This is a genomic window from Eubacterium ramulus (assembly GCF_045002895.1).
In the GTDB taxonomy this organism is placed as follows: Bacteria; Bacillota; Clostridia; order Lachnospirales; family Lachnospiraceae; genus Eubacterium_I; species Eubacterium_I ramulus.
On sequence record NZ_CP173382.1, the window covers coordinates 2,489,048 to 2,506,546 of the forward strand.

Annotated in this window: 14 protein-coding genes; 2 read left to right on the forward strand and 12 right to left on the reverse strand. The window is 43.5% G+C overall.

Annotated elements, in window-relative coordinates; translation table 11 throughout:
* Positions 1–229: 229 nt before the first annotated feature.
* The 8 genes from ACIRUQ_RS11700 to minC all read right to left on the reverse strand — a co-directional run bounded on the left by ACIRUQ_RS11700 (position 230) and on the right by minC (position 9,045).
* On the reverse strand, positions 230–841 hold the full coding sequence (locus ACIRUQ_RS11700; protein ID WP_055290568.1) for a DUF6465 family protein: 612 nt from the start codon (positions 839–841) through the stop codon (positions 230–232).
* Between the two features lie 128 nt (positions 842–969).
* The gene (gene aroA / locus ACIRUQ_RS11705) at positions 970–2,322 is read right to left on the reverse strand and encodes a 3-phosphoshikimate 1-carboxyvinyltransferase (RefSeq protein ID WP_404856491.1); all 1,353 of its coding nucleotides are present in this window, start codon (positions 2,320–2,322) and stop codon (positions 970–972) included.
* 14 nt (positions 2,323–2,336) lie between these two features.
* Positions 2,337–4,757 (reverse strand): transglycosylase domain-containing protein, encoded by a 2,421-nt coding sequence (locus tag ACIRUQ_RS11710; protein ID WP_055290569.1) that lies wholly within the window; start codon positions 4,755–4,757, stop codon positions 2,337–2,339.
* Between the two features lie 90 nt (positions 4,758–4,847).
* Entirely contained in the window at positions 4,848–6,227 is a 1,380-nt protein-coding gene (locus ACIRUQ_RS11715; RefSeq protein WP_022035326.1) for an MATE family efflux transporter, read from the reverse strand.
* A 192-nt stretch (positions 6,228–6,419) separates the two neighbouring features.
* Positions 6,420–6,923: a CarD family transcriptional regulator gene (locus ACIRUQ_RS11720; protein WP_022035325.1), complete on the reverse strand. Its 504-nt coding sequence runs from the start codon at positions 6,921–6,923 to the stop codon at positions 6,420–6,422.
* 243 nt (positions 6,924–7,166) lie between these two features.
* On the reverse strand, positions 7,167–7,457 hold the full coding sequence (gene minE, locus ACIRUQ_RS11725) for a cell division topological specificity factor MinE (protein ID WP_021738648.1): 291 nt from the start codon (positions 7,455–7,457) through the stop codon (positions 7,167–7,169).
* Between the two features lie 14 nt (positions 7,458–7,471).
* The gene (minD, locus tag ACIRUQ_RS11730; RefSeq protein WP_021738647.1) at positions 7,472–8,263 is read right to left on the reverse strand and encodes a septum site-determining protein MinD; all 792 of its coding nucleotides are present in this window, start codon (positions 8,261–8,263) and stop codon (positions 7,472–7,474) included.
* Positions 8,264–8,346: 83 nt separating this feature from the next.
* Positions 8,347–9,045: a septum site-determining protein MinC gene (gene minC, locus ACIRUQ_RS11735; protein ID WP_021738646.1), complete on the reverse strand. Its 699-nt coding sequence runs from the start codon at positions 9,043–9,045 to the stop codon at positions 8,347–8,349.
* Positions 9,046–9,264: 219 nt separating this feature from the next.
* Here minC and ACIRUQ_RS11740 point away from each other — a divergent pair, with 219 nt between their 5' ends.
* The gene (locus ACIRUQ_RS11740) at positions 9,265–10,281 is read left to right on the forward strand and encodes a CorA family divalent cation transporter (protein ID WP_055290570.1); all 1,017 of its coding nucleotides are present in this window, start codon (positions 9,265–9,267) and stop codon (positions 10,279–10,281) included.
* A 32-nt stretch (positions 10,282–10,313) separates the two neighbouring features.
* Here the strand turns inward: ACIRUQ_RS11740 and ACIRUQ_RS11745 are convergent, their stop codons facing one another.
* From ACIRUQ_RS11745 to ACIRUQ_RS11755, 3 genes are all read right to left on the reverse strand, one after another.
* Positions 10,314–11,054, reverse strand: coding sequence for a sulfite exporter TauE/SafE family protein (locus ACIRUQ_RS11745; protein ID WP_021738643.1), 741 nt, complete (start codon positions 11,052–11,054; stop codon positions 10,314–10,316).
* Between the two features lie 78 nt (positions 11,055–11,132).
* Positions 11,133–11,978 (reverse strand): Cof-type HAD-IIB family hydrolase, encoded by an 846-nt coding sequence (locus tag ACIRUQ_RS11750; protein WP_055290571.1) that lies wholly within the window; start codon positions 11,976–11,978, stop codon positions 11,133–11,135.
* Positions 11,979–12,782: 804 nt separating this feature from the next.
* On the reverse strand, positions 12,783–15,827 hold the full coding sequence (locus ACIRUQ_RS11755; RefSeq protein ID WP_055290585.1) for a glycoside hydrolase family 2 TIM barrel-domain containing protein: 3,045 nt from the start codon (positions 15,825–15,827) through the stop codon (positions 12,783–12,785).
* A gap of 266 nt (positions 15,828–16,093) precedes the next feature.
* On the opposite strand from ACIRUQ_RS11755, the gene ACIRUQ_RS11760 reads away from it, so the two are divergent.
* Positions 16,094–16,903 carry a helix-turn-helix domain-containing protein gene (locus ACIRUQ_RS11760; protein ID WP_022035319.1) on the forward strand — a complete coding sequence of 270 codons (810 nt, stop codon included), beginning with the start codon at positions 16,094–16,096 and terminating at the stop codon, positions 16,901–16,903.
* Positions 16,904–16,979: 76 nt separating this feature from the next.
* Here ACIRUQ_RS11760 and ACIRUQ_RS11765 read toward each other — a convergent pair whose 3' ends face one another.
* Positions 16,980–17,312, reverse strand: a complete 333-nt coding sequence (locus ACIRUQ_RS11765; RefSeq protein WP_022035318.1) for a hypothetical protein — start codon at positions 17,310–17,312, stop codon at positions 16,980–16,982.
* Positions 17,313–17,499 lie beyond the last annotated feature (187 nt).

Sequence of the window (17,499 nt, forward strand, 5' to 3'; positions counted from 1 at the left end):
TATTCTTCTCAGAATCACTGCACATCCTCGCGGAGCGTTTATCTCAGTCGGAGATTGTACTCCCACTGAGAAAGACTTGTTATTACTCACCACTTGCAGAAGTGGGAGTCTTCTCGACTGAGATAAAACAAGCTGGAATCAAAACTCCAAGGCGCAGCGCAGATAGAAAATCATTCGTGCCTGCATTGGCGTTTTGATCCAGCTTGTTTTTTAAGTATAATATAAGACTTTAAAAGTCTACACGGCCAGTATACTGATCGTTGATGACATAATAAGCTGCATCGTCTTCCGGTTTCAGGTACATAGTGATCGTCTTTACTGCTACACCACCCTCTACGGAATTGAACTGTGCAATTGCACGCTCTGTTAATTCAGCCTCATCAAATTCCTTACCAAGATACTGTAATACAATTTTCTTGGTCGGTTTTCTTGTTACTTTTCTTTTTGTCTCTGTCTTTACAGCATCCGCTTTCTCTTTTACTGTTTTCTTTGCTGCTGCGGTTTTTCTGGTAGTAGCTGTTTTTGCTTTTGCAGCAGTCTTCTTTACGGTTGCCTTTGCTGTCTCGGCAGTTTCTTTTGTTGCTTCTGTTGCTTTCTCAGCTGTTTCTTTTGCAGTCTCTTTTACTTCAGCAACTGTCTCAGTAGCTTTCTCTGTTGCTTTTTCTACAGTCTCTTTTGCAGCTTCTTCCACTTTCTCTGCGGTCTCTTTCACTGCTTCTTTTACTTCTGCAGCTTTTTTCTCTACTGCTTTCTCTACGACAGCTTTTGCTGCCTCAATTTTCTGAGCTGCTGTATTTGTTGTCTTTACTGTATGTACACCGGATGTCTTTTTTCTTGCCATAATTCACTTTCCCCCTCTGGTTTTTCTTCCATGCGCCACCGCGGTTCAGATGAAACGCATATGAGACTTGGTTTAAGAACTATTTCTTTCTGTATCGTTTTGAATTGTACACCCATTCCCAATTTCTGTCAATGTTTTAACAAGCTATCCAGCACGACAAAGTAATTCTCAAATGTTTTCTTACAGCATCCGGGATTCAGAATTTCAATTCCATCACACCCCAGCCCCATAACTGTAAATGCCATAGCCACCCGGTGATCGTCAAAGGTCTCAATCTGGCACGGCTGTGGTTTTCCGGGATGAATGCATACCCAGTCATCTCCTTCTTCACAGGTAATTCCTGCATTTTTCAAATTCATTACGATAGCATGCAGTCGATCGCATTCCTGTCCGCGGATATGCCCAATATGTGTAATCGTCACATCCGAAGAAGCATATGGCGCGATAGCTGCCAGGGTCAATGCCTGATCCGAAAAATCATTCATATCCACTTTCAGACCTTTTAAACCATCTGATGGACCATTCAGCCGGATACCATCGTCTTCTTCTGTCAATGTGCATCCCATCTGTTCCAGTAGTTTCAGGAATTTCATATCACCCTGCATACTGCTCCAGTGCACATGATGTACTTTTGCGCTGCCGCCGGTCATAGCCGCTGCCGCATAGAAATAACACGCCCCGGATACATCCGGTTCGATCTGGTATCCGGACCGCTGATAGCCACCTGCAGCCTGCACCATATAATCACAGCCGTCAAACACTGCTTCCACGCCAAATTCTTCCATCATTCTGCGCGTGATACGGATATAGGATCCATCTGTTTTCGCGCTGGTAATATGAATTCTGATTCCGTGTGGAAACAGCGGCGCAATCAGTAAGAATGCGCTTAGAAACTGGGTACTTTCGTTGATATCCAGATTCAATACAGCCTGTCCTGACAGATTTCTGATATGTGCTCCGGCTCCGGTGATACGCACCGGCAGATGCCAGGCAGCCCCCAGCCATTCCACGGAAGCCCCCAACGAAAGCAATGCTTCAAACAATGGCTTCATCGGCCGTTTCTTCATCTGTTCAGAGGCCTGAATTACAAACGTTCCCTCTGCCACCCCCAGCATTGCTGTCAGAAAACGAGCCGCTGTACCGGCGCTTCCCACATGGATTTCTCCGGAAGTCACCGGCAGACTGCCACCATGACCATGTACCTCTACGGCACATGCTGCTTCATCAATCTGTACTTCATAGCCCAGAGACTGAAGCGAACTCAGAAAATGTCTGGAATCATCACTGAACAGAACGCCCTGCAGCCGCACCTGCTCCCGGCAAAGTGCCGCCAGAAGCAATGCCCGGTTAGTGATACTCTTTGAACCCGGTACGTCCGTCTCCCAGTTTACCGGTACCGTTACTTTTTTTACCTCATAACTATCCATGCTGTTTTTCCCTATATAATCCTGTTGTTCACCACCTGCAGAGGTGGAAGTCATCTTACATCTGATATCTATTGTGTTGTATCGGACTCACCGGAACTCTCTCCGCCTGTGCTGCTGCTTTCAGAACTTCCTCCGGCAGACTCTGATTTATTGGAATTCGATATAGTTCCACCGGAAATATCCTCTGTTCCCTGCGGTACATTTCCGTCAATTGTAGAATCTGTACTGCTATCCGTACTGTGATCCCCGCCGGACGGATTCGTATCTGTTGTATTCTGTGCATCATCCGGATTTGTCACAGACGTATCTGTACTTTCTTCCGGTGCACTGCTGTCATCCTCATCGGAAATCACATTTTTATTTCCGGTTGCTTTCTTTCCTTCCAGATCAAAATCAGCCTCATCTTTTCCATCGATCATATACAGCATTGCTTCCTTCCAGATATAAGCCGGATATGTATTACCCCACAGACCTTTTACAGATTTCGGATAATCGTAACCAACCCATACAGAAATCGTATAATACGGTGTATATCCACAGAACCATGCCACATTATTATCATTTGTGGTACCTGTTTTTGCAGCTGCAGCCACATCAGATGCACTGCTCCACTTCAATCCTTTTGCCGTACCTGCACTGGAATTTAACACGCCTTCCAGAATATCTGTCATCTGATCCGATGCAGAACGGGTGTATACCATTTTACTCTCCGGTTCCTCATAGATCTCATTGCCGCTTGCATCCAGAATAGAGGAAATACAGTCTGCCTGCCGATACTCACCATGGTTTTCCAGGGTAGAATATGCATTTGCCATCTCCACCGTATTCGTTCCATGATGCAGACCACCAAGACCGGAACTGAGCGTGTAATCCTGCTGCACGATCTTTGAGAAATTCATATTTTCAATATAAGAAAGTCCGACTTTCGGTGTAATAATATTGTACAGAGAGTACGCACAACCATTCTTACTGTCTTCCACCGCATAACGGAGGCTCATTTTCTTTCCACTCATCTTACTGATTTTCTCGGAAGTGCTCTTCTTTGCAGCTTTCACGTCAATCTCTGTCAGTGTGGAATTGGCATCATAGCCCTCCTCCAGTGCCGGTGTATAGATAACCAGTGGTTTGATGGAACTTCCCGGCTGTTTAAAGCTCTGGAATCCACGGTTCAGAGAGTAGGTCTGCTGCAGTTCATCCTGGGAACGTCCGCCGATCATTGCCACGACTTTACCGGTTTCGTTGTCGATAACCGTCATTGCACCCTGGAACTGATAAATTCCGGTGCTTTCATCCACCTTCGTATTGAAAGCAAGTTCTTTATCAAAAATTTTCTGCAGATTTTTCTGTGCTTTCAGATTCATGGTCGTAGTAACTTTGTATCCGCCGGTGTATAGTTTGTGCTTTGCCTGCTTGTACATCTCGTCATAATACGCATTATAAGTATCATAATCGGCATCATCTTCAAAATGAGACTTGAACTCAAATCCATCCTGTTTCATCAGATAACGGATTGCACAGTTGATCGCATAGGTCGCCTCATAATTGTAAAAAGTATCTTCTTCGTCGCTAACCTCTGCCACTGTAATGTTCTCTGCCAGTGCCGCATCACCTGCATCCTTTGTAATATAATCACATTCGTACATATCCTGCAGGATTTTGTTCCGGCGTGAGATCGCGTTTTCGCTGTTTTTCAGCGGATTGTAGTACTCCGGACGGTTTGGAATCGCACAGATATACGCAGTTTCCGAGAGTGACAGATCACTGACTGAACGGCCAAAATACTTCTGGGATGCATCTTCCACACCATAAATACCATTTGCGAAACAGCAGCTGTTACAGTAAAACTCCATGATCTGCTCTTTCGTATATTTCTTCGTCAGCTGTCGTGCAATAAAAATCTCCTTAATCTTACGTGACAGCGTCTTTTCATTTGACAGAAAGGTTCCACGCGCCAGCTGCTGGGTAATGGTACTTGCCCCTTCTGCTACCTGTCCTTTTGTTTTCACGTAATTGACACATACACGCAGGATTCCTTTGTAATCCACACCACTGTTATTCCAGAATGTGCGGTCCTCCACTGACACAAACGCATTGACAACATCTGCCGGAATATCTTCATAGCCCAGATAAGTGGCATCTTCTGACTCTGCCAGTGCTGCTAACTGCGTACCGTCATCACTGTATATGTAGGATGTCTGTGCCAGCCGGAATGTATCCGGTGTACTGCTGTCAACCAGATCTTTTGCTTCCCGCATACAACCGATCAATGTCTGTCCGGTCGCTTTCTTCAGCATCAGATTGCCTGCGGCAAACAGTGCACAAAAAGCGATTGCTAGTATCAGGATTACATTGCGCAGTCTGCGGAAAAAATCTTTTTTTCTCGCTACTTTCAGTCGTTTTTCATATTTTTCCTGCGAAACAGGATTTTTCTTCTGTTGTAATTTCACACGCTTGACATGTGAACGCACTTTTTTCTTTTTTGTTGCCATAGATAAACTCCTTTCGGGGACTTGCACTCATTGTACCATATCTATTAACAAATAGTTCTTAATTAATTGTGAATATATTCCACCGTTTTCTTACGCATCCTCACGGGTCAGTTTTTTCACCCACTTATAGCTGCGGAAACGGATAAAAGTCGGCAGTCCTTTGAATACCTGATCGGACTGGATCATAATGACTACGCCCACAACGGACCAGTGCCACCAGAATGCACTCATAAAAGACAACGGAATAACGATGGCCCATGTGCTGATCATATTCATGACCATAGAAAACTTGGCATCTCCGCCACCCCGGATAATTCCCATGCTGACCGGCATCTGATAAGACATACCTACCATAATAAAACTCATAACAATAATAAGCTGATCTGCCAGCACGATTGCCGTATCATTCAGATTGTAAAACGTCAGTAACGGTTTTCGCAGGACAAACAGTGCTACGCCAAGTGCCACGCCGATAAGAAGATCGATAACAACCAGCGTGCGTGCATCGGATTTTACCCGTTTCATATCGCCACGTCCGACGGAAGCTCCTATCATAACCGCAGAGGAAGATGACATCGCCAGCACGATTACTTTCAGATACTGATAAAATGTCGTTGCCACAGAGTTTGCTGCAATGGCATCAGAAGAGAGGTGTCCCAGGATTGCTGTCTGGAATGGTACGGAAACCGCCCATAATACCTGGGAAAGCATAACCGGAATCTCTACCTTGGCGTAATCCTTCCGAAGAGCTGCGTCAAATTTCATAAAATTCTCACTGAACAGCTTCAGCTTTTTATCGATTTTCAGCATGTATACAACAACAATTCCCAGTTCTACAATACGTGCTACCAGTGTTCCGATCGCTGCACCACGGATACCAAGCTCCGGTGCACCGAATCGTCCGAAGATCAGCACATAGTTGATTCCCACATTAACGATCAGGGATACGATGGAGATATAGAAAGAAATCTTTACGGTCTCCACACAGCGCAATGCTGCCATCAACACATTTGTAATAATAAACAACAGGAACGTATACTTGATGATTCCCAGATAAGCAACGCCTTCCGCAATGATCTCCGGATCATTGGTAAAAATAGAAATTACCAGATGCGGAATAAACGTACAGATCAGAATTGTAATAATTCCACAGATCAGACCCAGCTTTAATGCGATACCTGTCAGCTTGCGGATCGGCTGCATCCTTCCCTGTCCCCAGTATTGGGCACCCAGCACAACAAATCCCTCTCCGATTCCAAGAGTGATCTGCTGAACCATGAAAAAAATCTGATTTACAGTTGCCGCTCCTGATAACGCATTCTGGCTATAACTTCCGAGCATGATATTATCCGCCATATTCACGCTGTATGCCACAATATTCTGTAATGCAACGGTAATCAAAAGTGGAAACAGCGTCCGGTAAAAAGTCGGATCTTTTGTAAAAAAACTCTCTTTTATTTTCTGTTCCATTAACAATGTACTCCTTTTAACTATATTTCCCTGCCTCCTGCTTGATCAAAAGACATTATCTAACTCAGTATAGCACTTTTTTTTGCAAAAAAAAAGATAAAGCCTGTTCTGACTTTATCTTATCATTCTCTTTGGGTTTTATCTGATCCTTTATCTATTACTCTGCTTTTTGAACCGGAATCATCCATACCACTATAAAGCTGCAATCTGCTCCTGTATATAATCATGCATATTTTCTTTTTCGATTCCTAACACAACAGAAAGTTCTCCGTACAATTCCTGCTCTGTCACCCGCAGATACCGTTCATCCAGTGCGGTTATTTTCTTGCCTGCCGCCAGCCGTTCTTCTTTTCTCTGGTTCAATGTCTTCAAAATGCTGATCCAGTCCCGTCCGCTGCATCCCTGCAATGCCTGCTTGTAACTTGCTTCCCGCTGTTTTTCATTCGGTACTTCCAGCTTTTTAATGGAAGGAATGTCGTGAATCAGACGGTTGGCTTCTTCTTTTGTCATTACCCGTCGAATCACTGCCTTTGTACTGTCCGTGGGCAGATACAACGTCTGTCCGCTGTTCTGCACCGGATGCATGATATAATACAGCCGCTTTTGATCGACACCGGGAATATCTACATGTGAAATCTCCTGTATCCTGCAGACACCTTTGCTTCCATATACGACATATTCCCCTTTTTCAAACATACACAACGCTCCTTTCTTCTGCTTCATTTGATAACCGTTATATAAAGTATACCACATCCCACCACAAAAAGTCAGTAAATTGTGTATTCTTTTAATAATTTTGTGACTTTTTGCAAAAATACGTCGATTTGTTTTTGTGTATTTTTTACAGTTATAAAAAAAGCCATCTCCGGGAATCACTCCCTGGAAATGACTTTTTTCAGACTGACTGCCCCCATTTTGCTCTGTACCTTCAGCCTGCTCTTATTTTTCTTCCTCTTTCTTCGGTGTATGATGCATGTCACGAATCGGAATATTCGCATACAACGCCGGAACGGTTCCATTTCCTGTATCAGATTCTGTCTGGGTAATCTGGATATCCAGTCCTTCTGCATCAATCTCCATATACTTGGAAATCACTTTGATGATATCATTTTTGATCAGTTCCATCACATCCGGGGAACAATTCGCCCGATCTGATACAAGTAATAATTTCAGGCGGTCTTTCGCTACATCCCCGGAACTTTTTCTTTTGAAAAAATCCATAAATCCCATGGTAAAAGCCCTCCCTAATTTTTCTTAAATAAATTTTTGAGTTTATCAAATACGGTCTGCTTCTCTTCCAGATTCAAAAATTCTACTGTCTCACCAAGGATTCGTTTGCAGATATTGGAATAAGCCTGTCCTGCCAGACAATCTGTTCCTACCAACGGTTCACCCTGGTTTGTTGCAATAACGATATGCTCATCATCCGGAACTGCACCAAGCAGTGGAATCGCAAGAATATCACATACATCTTCCACGGACATCATGTCACCGCGTTTCACCATATCCATGCGAAGACGGTTAACGATCAGCTCTGTCTTTTTTACTTCATTTGCTTCCAGAAGTCCGATGATACGGTCTGCATCGCGGATTGCAGATACCTCCGGTGTGGTAACAACGATGGCACGGTCAGCACCTGCGATCGCATTTTTGAATCCCTGCTCAATACCTGCCGGGCAATCCAGAAGGATATAATCAAACTCTTCTCTGAGTTCATCGGTCAGTTTCTTCATCTGCTCCGGAGAAACAGATGTCTTATCTCTTGTCTGTGCAGACGGCAGCAAATATAATTCCGGATATTTTTTATCTTTGATCAGTGCCTGTTTGATCTTGCAGTTTCCTTCCACAACATCTACCAGATTGTATACGATACGGTTCTCCAGTCCCATAACCACGTCCAGGTTACGAAGTCCGATATCCGTATCGATCAGTACGACTTTTTTGTTCAGCTGGGCAAGTCCTGTACCCACGTTTGCGGTAGTCGTTGTCTTACCAACTCCACCTTTTCCTGATGTAATAACAATTACTTCACTCATTGCATCCAGTCCTCCATCATTTTTACTTGTTCAAGAATGCTTCGCATTTTTACGACTCCTTGCCAGCTGGCAGGAATCATCTCTCATCTTGTATAATCATTCAAACTTCCACGTGTGACCGGCTCTATGTAAATATTGCCGCCCTTTGCCACTGCGATCTGTGCTTCAGGTGTCACCGGAGTTTTCTCTTTTCGGCGCAGTCTGCGTGGTTTCATCTTCTTGTGATCCGGACTCTTTGCCAAAATATCACCAATCTGAATCTGGATCGGATCCATCTCAAGAGCCACGATAAAACAGTTGCTGTCGCCGGCTGCTCCTGCATAAGCATTACCTTTCAAAGCTCCGAGCACCACGATATTGCCCTGTGAGATAATTTTTGCTCCCGGATTGACATCACCGACGATGACGACGCTGGATACACTCTCCAACACCTGTCCGGAACGCAGAGTACCGCGATAAAACTCGCCTTCCCGGCCGGACACGGAATCATAATAAGCATCAATCTGCTGCTTTACCAGATCCGCATGGGATTCATCATTATCCACAATACAGATGATCGATATACTTGTATTCTCTGTAATAGTCTCTATAATCTGGTACTCTTCCTCCTGTGTCAGCTCACGTCCTTCAAAAGAAATCGCCATTTTTGCATCTTTGAAAAACTTCTCAGATTCCAGAAATTTCTCCTTTATGGCAACCAGCAGTTCCCGAAAAGGCATTGTTTTGTCCAGAACCAGATTAATTCCATATTTGTTACTTTTTATGACTACTGCTTGTGACATGTATTTCCTCCAAATTTATAGAAATGGCTTTTTGATACACCATTATTTAATTATACCGAATCTGGATAAATATGCAATGCTTTTTGTCAGAATCCACTGATAAAAACTGCATTTTCCGGATATTCTATCCACAGCAGATCTTTCTGTTTCCCTGATTCCGGAAACAAAAATTTTCTGTTCTATAACAAAATCTGCCATAACCATTCCCAAGGAGTTTTTATGTATTATACACTGCATGCTCGCCTGAAAAAAACAAAACCAGATTACAAATCGGATTTAAACTTGTTTCAGACGGATCCTGTTCAACACGATTCTGACCAGGCAAATTCCGGCCAGACGAATCCAGCCTCTCCTGTTTCGACTTTAAATAATCCCATTTGTATAGAAAACGTACTGACTTTATCTCCCGCACAATGGGAGAAGCAAAAAGTCTCTCTGCGTTTTCCACCCTACGCCGGTCTGGAAAATACCATCATTCGAAGCTGTAAGGCAGAGATCTATCCCCGCTATATCTCCGGAAGTCTGTGTATCCCTGACCGGAAACGGCTGCTGGAAACATCATTTTGTTTTACGTTTTATATCAATGAATCCAGCATTGTATTTGTATCGGAGGATTCCGTGCCTGACCGCATCATTGAGACAATGATCCATCGTTATGAAAGTCAGGACATGTCACCGGAATTATTCTTATACGGTTTTTTTTCGGAATTTCTGACGGATGATATGGAACTTTTAGAATCCTATGAACGCAAATTATTTTTGTTGGAAGAAAATGCCATGCGTGGCAACATTCGTGACCTGATGCCCCGGTTATTAAAAAATAAGCGGGAACTGACCCGACTGCGCAATTATTTTGAACAGATTGATGATATGGCCGGACAGCTGCAGGGCAACGTCCGGAACTATTTTGATCCGGAACGGCTGCAGCTGCTTCAGCTCATCGGTGACCGGGCCTGCCGTCTCCAGCAGGTGGCACAGCAGTCCATCGATTACTGCCAGACCCTGCGGGATTTTGAACAGGCGCAATCCGACCACAAGCAGAATAAAACCATGCAGCTGATGACGGTTCTGACTTCCGTCTTCTTTCCGCTCACCGTCATCACCGGCTGGTACGGTATGAATTTTTCACACATGCCGGAGCTGGATGCCCGTTTTGGTTATCCGCTGATCATCGCCATCAGTCTCTGCGTGATTGCCATAGAGTTCTGGATTTTGAAAAAACGTAAGATTATATAACGTCGCTTTTCACATACGCTTAACCGGAAAACTCACCCTGGAATATTGTTGATAATCAACACGATACCAGACAGAATCAACAGAATGATCACAATCTTCTTAATGATTTTTTCATTCAGAACCGAACTGCTCTTCATGCCAAGAAATACTGCTGCCAGCATAAATGGAATCAGGATCACGACCTGCTTGAGCACGGAAAGTGTCAGGATTCCAGTCGCCACATATAAAATAATGCGGATCGTATTTTCCACCACAAATACCACACAGATATTTGCCTTGAATTCATGACTGTTTTCTGCCACTCTGCTCACATAAGCTGCCAGCAGTGCACCTACCCCATACAGCCCGCAGAGCAGGCCGGAAATAATTCCGATCAATACCAGCACAAGTTTAGAACCACCGGGCTTTCTGTTGCTGCTTTCTCTGTTACTTTTCATTTCCCGAAACAGCATTTCCACGCCAATGACAATGACCGCAATGCCAAAAATTACTTTCAACAGCCCCGCATCCGTATGTTTCAGCAAAAAGATTCCCGGAATGCTACCTGCCACAACCAAAGCAGTCAGTGGAAGCCAGATTTTCCAGTTCAGAGATTTTCGCTCTTTCCAGACTAAAATAATATTACTTGGATATCCCAGCACAACTTCCAGCGGTGAAATGTTGATATTGTTTGCCGTGTAGCTGAGAATCCCGTTAAAAATCAAGGTGTTTGCAAAGCCGCATAACCCCTTGATAAAAAATGCAACCAGTGTTGCAATGATAAACCAGATCATAAAATTTCTTCTCCTTATTTACACGATGTACTTAGCATACATGGCTTTTCAAGAAGTTTCACACCTTACATTTACGTTCTAAAAGCCGTACAGGACACGCGCCACTCCATCATTTTTGCAACAATCACAAACGATATCCGCAGCCGCCTTACAGTTTTCTGTGGCATTTTCCATAGCCACACCAAGTCCTGCAAACTCCAGCATCTCCGCATCATTGTCCCCATCTCCAAAAGCAACGGTTTCCTCTGGCGTAATGTCAAGCAGCTTCAACACATAAGCTAGACCAGTTGCTTTTCCGGAATTTTTATGTGAGATCTCCAGACGATAGGATACCGCCGATGTCGTGTATACCGATTTGGTAACGAGGGAAATCTGTTCTTCAATTTTTCGATATAGCGCTGTATCCGCAGCCACAATATCCAGACTGTCCAGTTCTTCTTCATGCTCTGACAGAAACGCAATGATGTCATCCACCGGTTTTCGTGTGGACTGCACATATGCCACATTCCGCTCCGGCACACCGAAAGCCTCCGGATGTTCCACATACTCTCTGCCACCATAAGCCACACCGTCCACAAAGGCTTCATATGTAATCTGTCCATTATGAAAATAATGTGCAAACGCATCCAAAATGCTATGTAAATCTGCGTATTCAATGGCAACTCCGTGAATCCGCTCTCCTGTTTTCTTATTGTAAATCGCAGCTCCATTGGAAGTCACCGCGTATGAAATGCCCTTGATCTGACCGATGCTTTCCGGAAATGTCGCAAACGCACGACCGCTCACCGGTACAATTTCTATCCCTTCTGCAATAGCCTGCTCGATCACTGTCCGTGTGGCATCTGACATGGTTCCATCAGAATTGATCACCGTATGATCCAGGTCAAAGGCAATGCATTTTATATTTTTTCCTGCTAAGTTCATTGTATTATCCTGCTTCTTTCTACTTACTGTTAGTCATTCTATTTTTTTGAATCAGACAATGTTTTTTATAAAAGGAAATCCCATAACACAAAATCTGATCATAATCATCTTCGTATTCCCACAATTCTAAATTAACTATATCTAGCAGTATACCCCATTTGGAAAATCTACGTCAATATCCTGTCATTTACAAGCATCAATTTATCTACCACAAAAAATTTGTAACACTGTTTTTATCATTCTTTTGCGGCTAAACGGTATGTTTACAAAAAGAGAGCAGGCTATTTTGTTCCGGCGGCTAATAATCGCCTGCCAGAAAAAAAATAGCCTGCTCTCTTCATTTACGTTTACGACATTGTCAATGATGCCGCTAAAAAACTTGTCGTAATAGTATCGTACTAAATACGACATTCAGTGTTTCCAGTACAGCTAAAATTTTGAAAAATATTATGGTAATAACGGTAGCACTGATTTATTCACTCTTTCAAATATTAGCTATTCATACATCGACACTGCGTGCGCAACAAAAAGTCGAATTATTGTTAGATTATATGCGCGCGTGGCACGCGGTGCCATCAAGTAAATAGGGCAAATCTGAAAGCAAAATCCAAGACAAGACGGTAGGTTGATTTTCGTCACCGTAGCGAGCATAGCCCGCCTCCGTGAGTGTGTCTGAGCACGCTGTTTCTGCGTGCGAGTTCGCGGGAGGAGGCGGAGATAAGCGGCGCAGCGGAGGTAGAAAATCATCCGTGTCTGTCTGGATTTCTGCTTCAGATTTGCCCTTTACACAGATAAACAAATTTTTTATAATCCTTTGAATACGAAGCTGAATGTCATCTTCTCATCGGCTTTCAGCAAATATTCTTCATGTGTTCTGGAACCCCAGCTGTCATCACCACCGATTCCCATCTGACCTTTTGCAGCGCGTACTACGGTGTAATGAACTTCCGGAAGTTCATACGGATGCATTGCATTTTCCATCTCATGCGGTGTATACGGAAGTGCGGAGAACATCATCGGTCCGTTTTCAGGATCCATCTCGAATAACATTCCACGGCCTTTGCGGTCTGTCACTTTTGCCCAACGTACTTCTTCTTTTGCACCACATTCCTGCGGAACCATGTAATGCGCCATATTGTCAGCTACCATATTTTTGTAGATGCCAAGTTTTGCACCATGTTTACGATCTGCGTAAGTCTCTGCTGCTCCCAGTCCGTACCATTCCACATGATCATAGTCTGCATTAAATTTGAACATCACGCCAAATTCCGGCATATCCCCCAGTTCTTTGACCGGATCATAAGTAAGCGTTGTTTTTACACGTCCATCGCCAAATACTTCATAGGAAATATGGCACTCTGCCATCGGTGTAGTCGGCATTACATAAGTATAAGATACCACTGCGGAATGCTCTTTCACCTCAAGCTGCGGCTGATGTCCTCCCACATAAATACCGTCGCGATAATCTTTGAAATTCAGGTACATACTTGCAATCTTCCACTGTGCATAACGCATCTGCATCAGATTTCCGCAGTCGTTGTCGATCGGTGCACGCCAGAAATTCGGCTTTGGAATGGACTCGATCATCTCACGACCTGCATATTTATACGATACCAGACCACCATTTAATACAGAGAACAGCACTTCAAAATGTGCACCACGGATACCGATATTGTGTGTGCTGCGGATGATCTCAATCTCATCGGTGCATACAACCGGCTCTTTTTCTACCTGATATACATACTGACCAAATGCTACCTCATGTCCTGCTTTCGCCCATACTGTATCAGCTTTTAAATGGAAAGATACAGTTACGGTATACTCACCCGGACGCTCCTGTTTCGCAATCGGAAGCTCATAGGTCTCTTCACTCAACGGTGCAACTGCTGTTGCCAGTGGTTTTGTACAGATAACTTTTCCATCCTTTGCCAGAATCACTTTTGCATCAAAGGTATCTGTATTTACAAACAGATTCTTATTGATCACCGTTACTTTATCTTCACTTACTTTTGCTGTGATATTCTGGTAGTTGAATTTCACTTCCTGCATCTTAGGAGATGCCTCGCGGTCTCCGCCATATGCAATACCATTACCACTGAAATTATAATCTGTCGGACGTTCACCGAAATCTCCGCCGTATGCCTGGAACTCTTTTCCGTAACGGTCTTTTTTATAAATGGACTGATCAATATAATCCCAGATAAATCCACCCTGATATTTCGGCTCTGTATCCGTCAGATCTGTATATTTGTGCATTGCACCACAGGAATTTCCCATCGCATGGGTATACTCACAGCAGATGAACGGTTTGCTGTTATCTTTTGCGAGGAACTCCTTGATTGCTTCTACAGACGGATACATCTGACTTTCCATATCACTGGTGTCATTATAGCTGCGATCATGGAAGACACCTTCATAGTGAACCAGTCTGGTCGGATCTTCGCTGCGGAATAACTGCGACATTTCAAAAATATCTTTTCCACCGAAAGACTCATTACCGCAGGACCAGATCAGGATAGCCGGATGATTTTTATCACGCTGATACATGGAATTTGCACGATCCAGCATCATTCCCAGCCACTCAGGTTTGTTATACGGAACAGTATATGTAAAGTCTTTGGTCATCTCAGCGACATCCCAGGAACCGTGGGACTCCAGATTGGTCTCATCAATCATATACAAACCATATTCATCACACAGCTCATAAATTTTGGACATATCCGGATAATGGCAGGTACGGATAGCATTGATATTATTTAACTTCATGGTGGTCAGATCCTTACGCAGTTCCTCTTCTGACACATGTCTTCCTGTAACGGAGCTGAACTCATGACGGTTTACACCCTTAAATACGATACGTTTTCCGTTCAATGTCATGATACCGTCTTTCATTTCAAAACGACGGAATCCGACTTTCTGCGGAATGATCTCCTGCACGTTTCCGTTTTCATCTGATACGGTCAGTTCCAGATCATACAACTGCGGATCTTCTGCACTCCAGAGTACCGGTGCATCCATCTTCCAGGAAAATGTATCTTCATCAGAAATTTCTTTCACATCTTCCAGAACAACGTTACCCTCTTTGGAAAGAACAATTTTTAACTGTCCCTTTCCCCATGTCTTTGTCGTAAGTTCAAAATCAGCACTTGCCAAAGACACATCCGGAATTGCGCGGATCCGGAGATCGTTTACATGCACTTCCGGAACCGTGTAGAGGTATACATCTCTGTAAATACCGGAAAAACGATAAAAATCCTGATCCTCACACCAGCTGCTGGCAGTCCATTTGAACACCTGTGCAGCCAGCTTGTTTTCACCCTCTTTTACATACTCTGTCAGTTCAAATTCAGATGGTGTAAAAGAGTCTTCGCTGTATCCAACAAACTTTCCATTCAGCCACAGAGCCAGTCCGCTCTCTGCACCCTGGAAGGAAATAAACAAACGTTTTCCCTGCATCTGCTCCGGAACAGTAAAATATTTTACATAACTTGCAGTCGGATTAAAATGTGTCGGAATCTCACCCGGATTGATTTCCTCATGTCCTTCCCACGGATACTGCACATTTGCGTACTGTGGTACTTCATAGCCTTCCATCTGGATATGTGCCGGTACATAAATATCTTCCCAGTCTTTGCAATTGTACTCTTCTGCTTCAAATCCCGGGATCGCACTCTCATAATTTCTCGCATACTGGAATTTCCAGAGTCCGTTCAGAGACTCGCGGTAAGACGTCTCTCTGTCAACGGCTTCCTCCTCAGATGCATAATACACATGATCAGAATGTGCATCCAGACGACCGTCACGGAAATACTCCGGATCTTTTACCATTGCATAATCAAACTGTTTCATAGGTTCCTTCTCCTTTTTCAAATAATCCATATTCATTACCTGAATGAACTGCTTCGCATCCATTCAGTTTTGTTTCAGATATATTTAGTATAGCAGATTTTGTACAACAGGTGTATAATATGTTACGCTAAAAAATATAACATTTCGAAACAGGAACTGCCAGATGCATACAGGAATATGCCATACCTTGTATCACATGCATCTTACAACAGAAATAAAGAAGTTTTTCTTATCTGTTCATCATACGATTTTCAGGAGTACCGAATATGCCTATTTACTTCAGAAGCACACCTGTAAGTGCACCTTATATGTTTGATTCAATCGGAAACCACTGGTTAGAAGAAGCGACATGCCGCCCGGAAGGCTATCCTCACTATCACTATCTGCAGACAGAAAGTGGATGCGGAGAGATTGAGATACAGGGAAAAATCTATGAATTACAGGAAAATGAGGGATTTCTCATAGCACCATCCATCCCGCATTCCTATAAAAGGAAATCTGATACCTGGTTCACCTTATTTGCCACATTTACAGGAACACTCGAAGCAAGTATCCCTTCTCTGCTACAGAACCGTTCTGTCATCTGGACCGACAGCAGCCAGAGCCTAGTGATCGCTGATCAGATTGCATCCTGTGTCGATATGATATCTGCCCACGGCCAGCAGGACACCCGCTATCTCTCCACCAGCTGTTACAGTCTGTTGCTAAACTTTGCAGATTGTGTAAACGGTCCGTCCCACATGCAGGATCCTCTTTATCAACGTTATATCGTTCCCGTTGTGCGGGAAATAGAAACAAATTTTTCTTCAGATCTCACAGCACAGGCACTGAGTGAAAAAGTATTCGTCTCTCCTCAGTACCTTTCCCGGCTGTTCCGACGTTTTTTTTCCTGCTCCGTGTATGAATATCTGACCATGCATCGCATCAATAAGGCAAAAGAGCTCCTGCTGGTAAATTCTTACTTAAAAGTACAGGACATCGCCCGCATGACCGGTTTTTCCGACACCAGTCATTTTATTTCCATGTTTAAAAAGGCAACGGGGATGACTCCTCTGGAATTTCGCAGGATGCACTAAGCTGCCAGACATAAGATAGCTCCCACCTGTATAAATGACAGGATTCACTCTCCCATCTGATACTGCCCTCGCCTCTTTATCCTTGATACGTCTTTATAATATCCAGATAATAGACAAACTGGACAACCAGCGCGATGTGTCCGGACGCAGCTGCAAACAGACTGGCAATGTTACATACTTTAAACACTTTTGGATTTGTCACACAATACTTGAATACAAAAATAAAAATCACTACTGCCGCAATGATATATGGTATAGAACTGAGCACACCATCCACAAAATATCCCTGTACCGGATATGCATCCCTGACATCCATTACCCAGGAATAAAATGCACAACCGATAACAATATAAGCTACTGACAATACATTACAGATTCGTTTTAATTTTTCAGAAAATGTCCATTCCATTTCTGCACCTCCGCACCGTTTTTCATAAGTCATTTGACACTATCCAGTCGTAACCTTGCTCCAGTCTTTCTCTTGTTGACTTTACTATAACATGAATTCCTTACAGTGCATCTTAATAAATCTTACATTTTCTTACTTTTCTCGAAAACAGAACATATGCACCTGAATTTATGTTACCATATTCTCA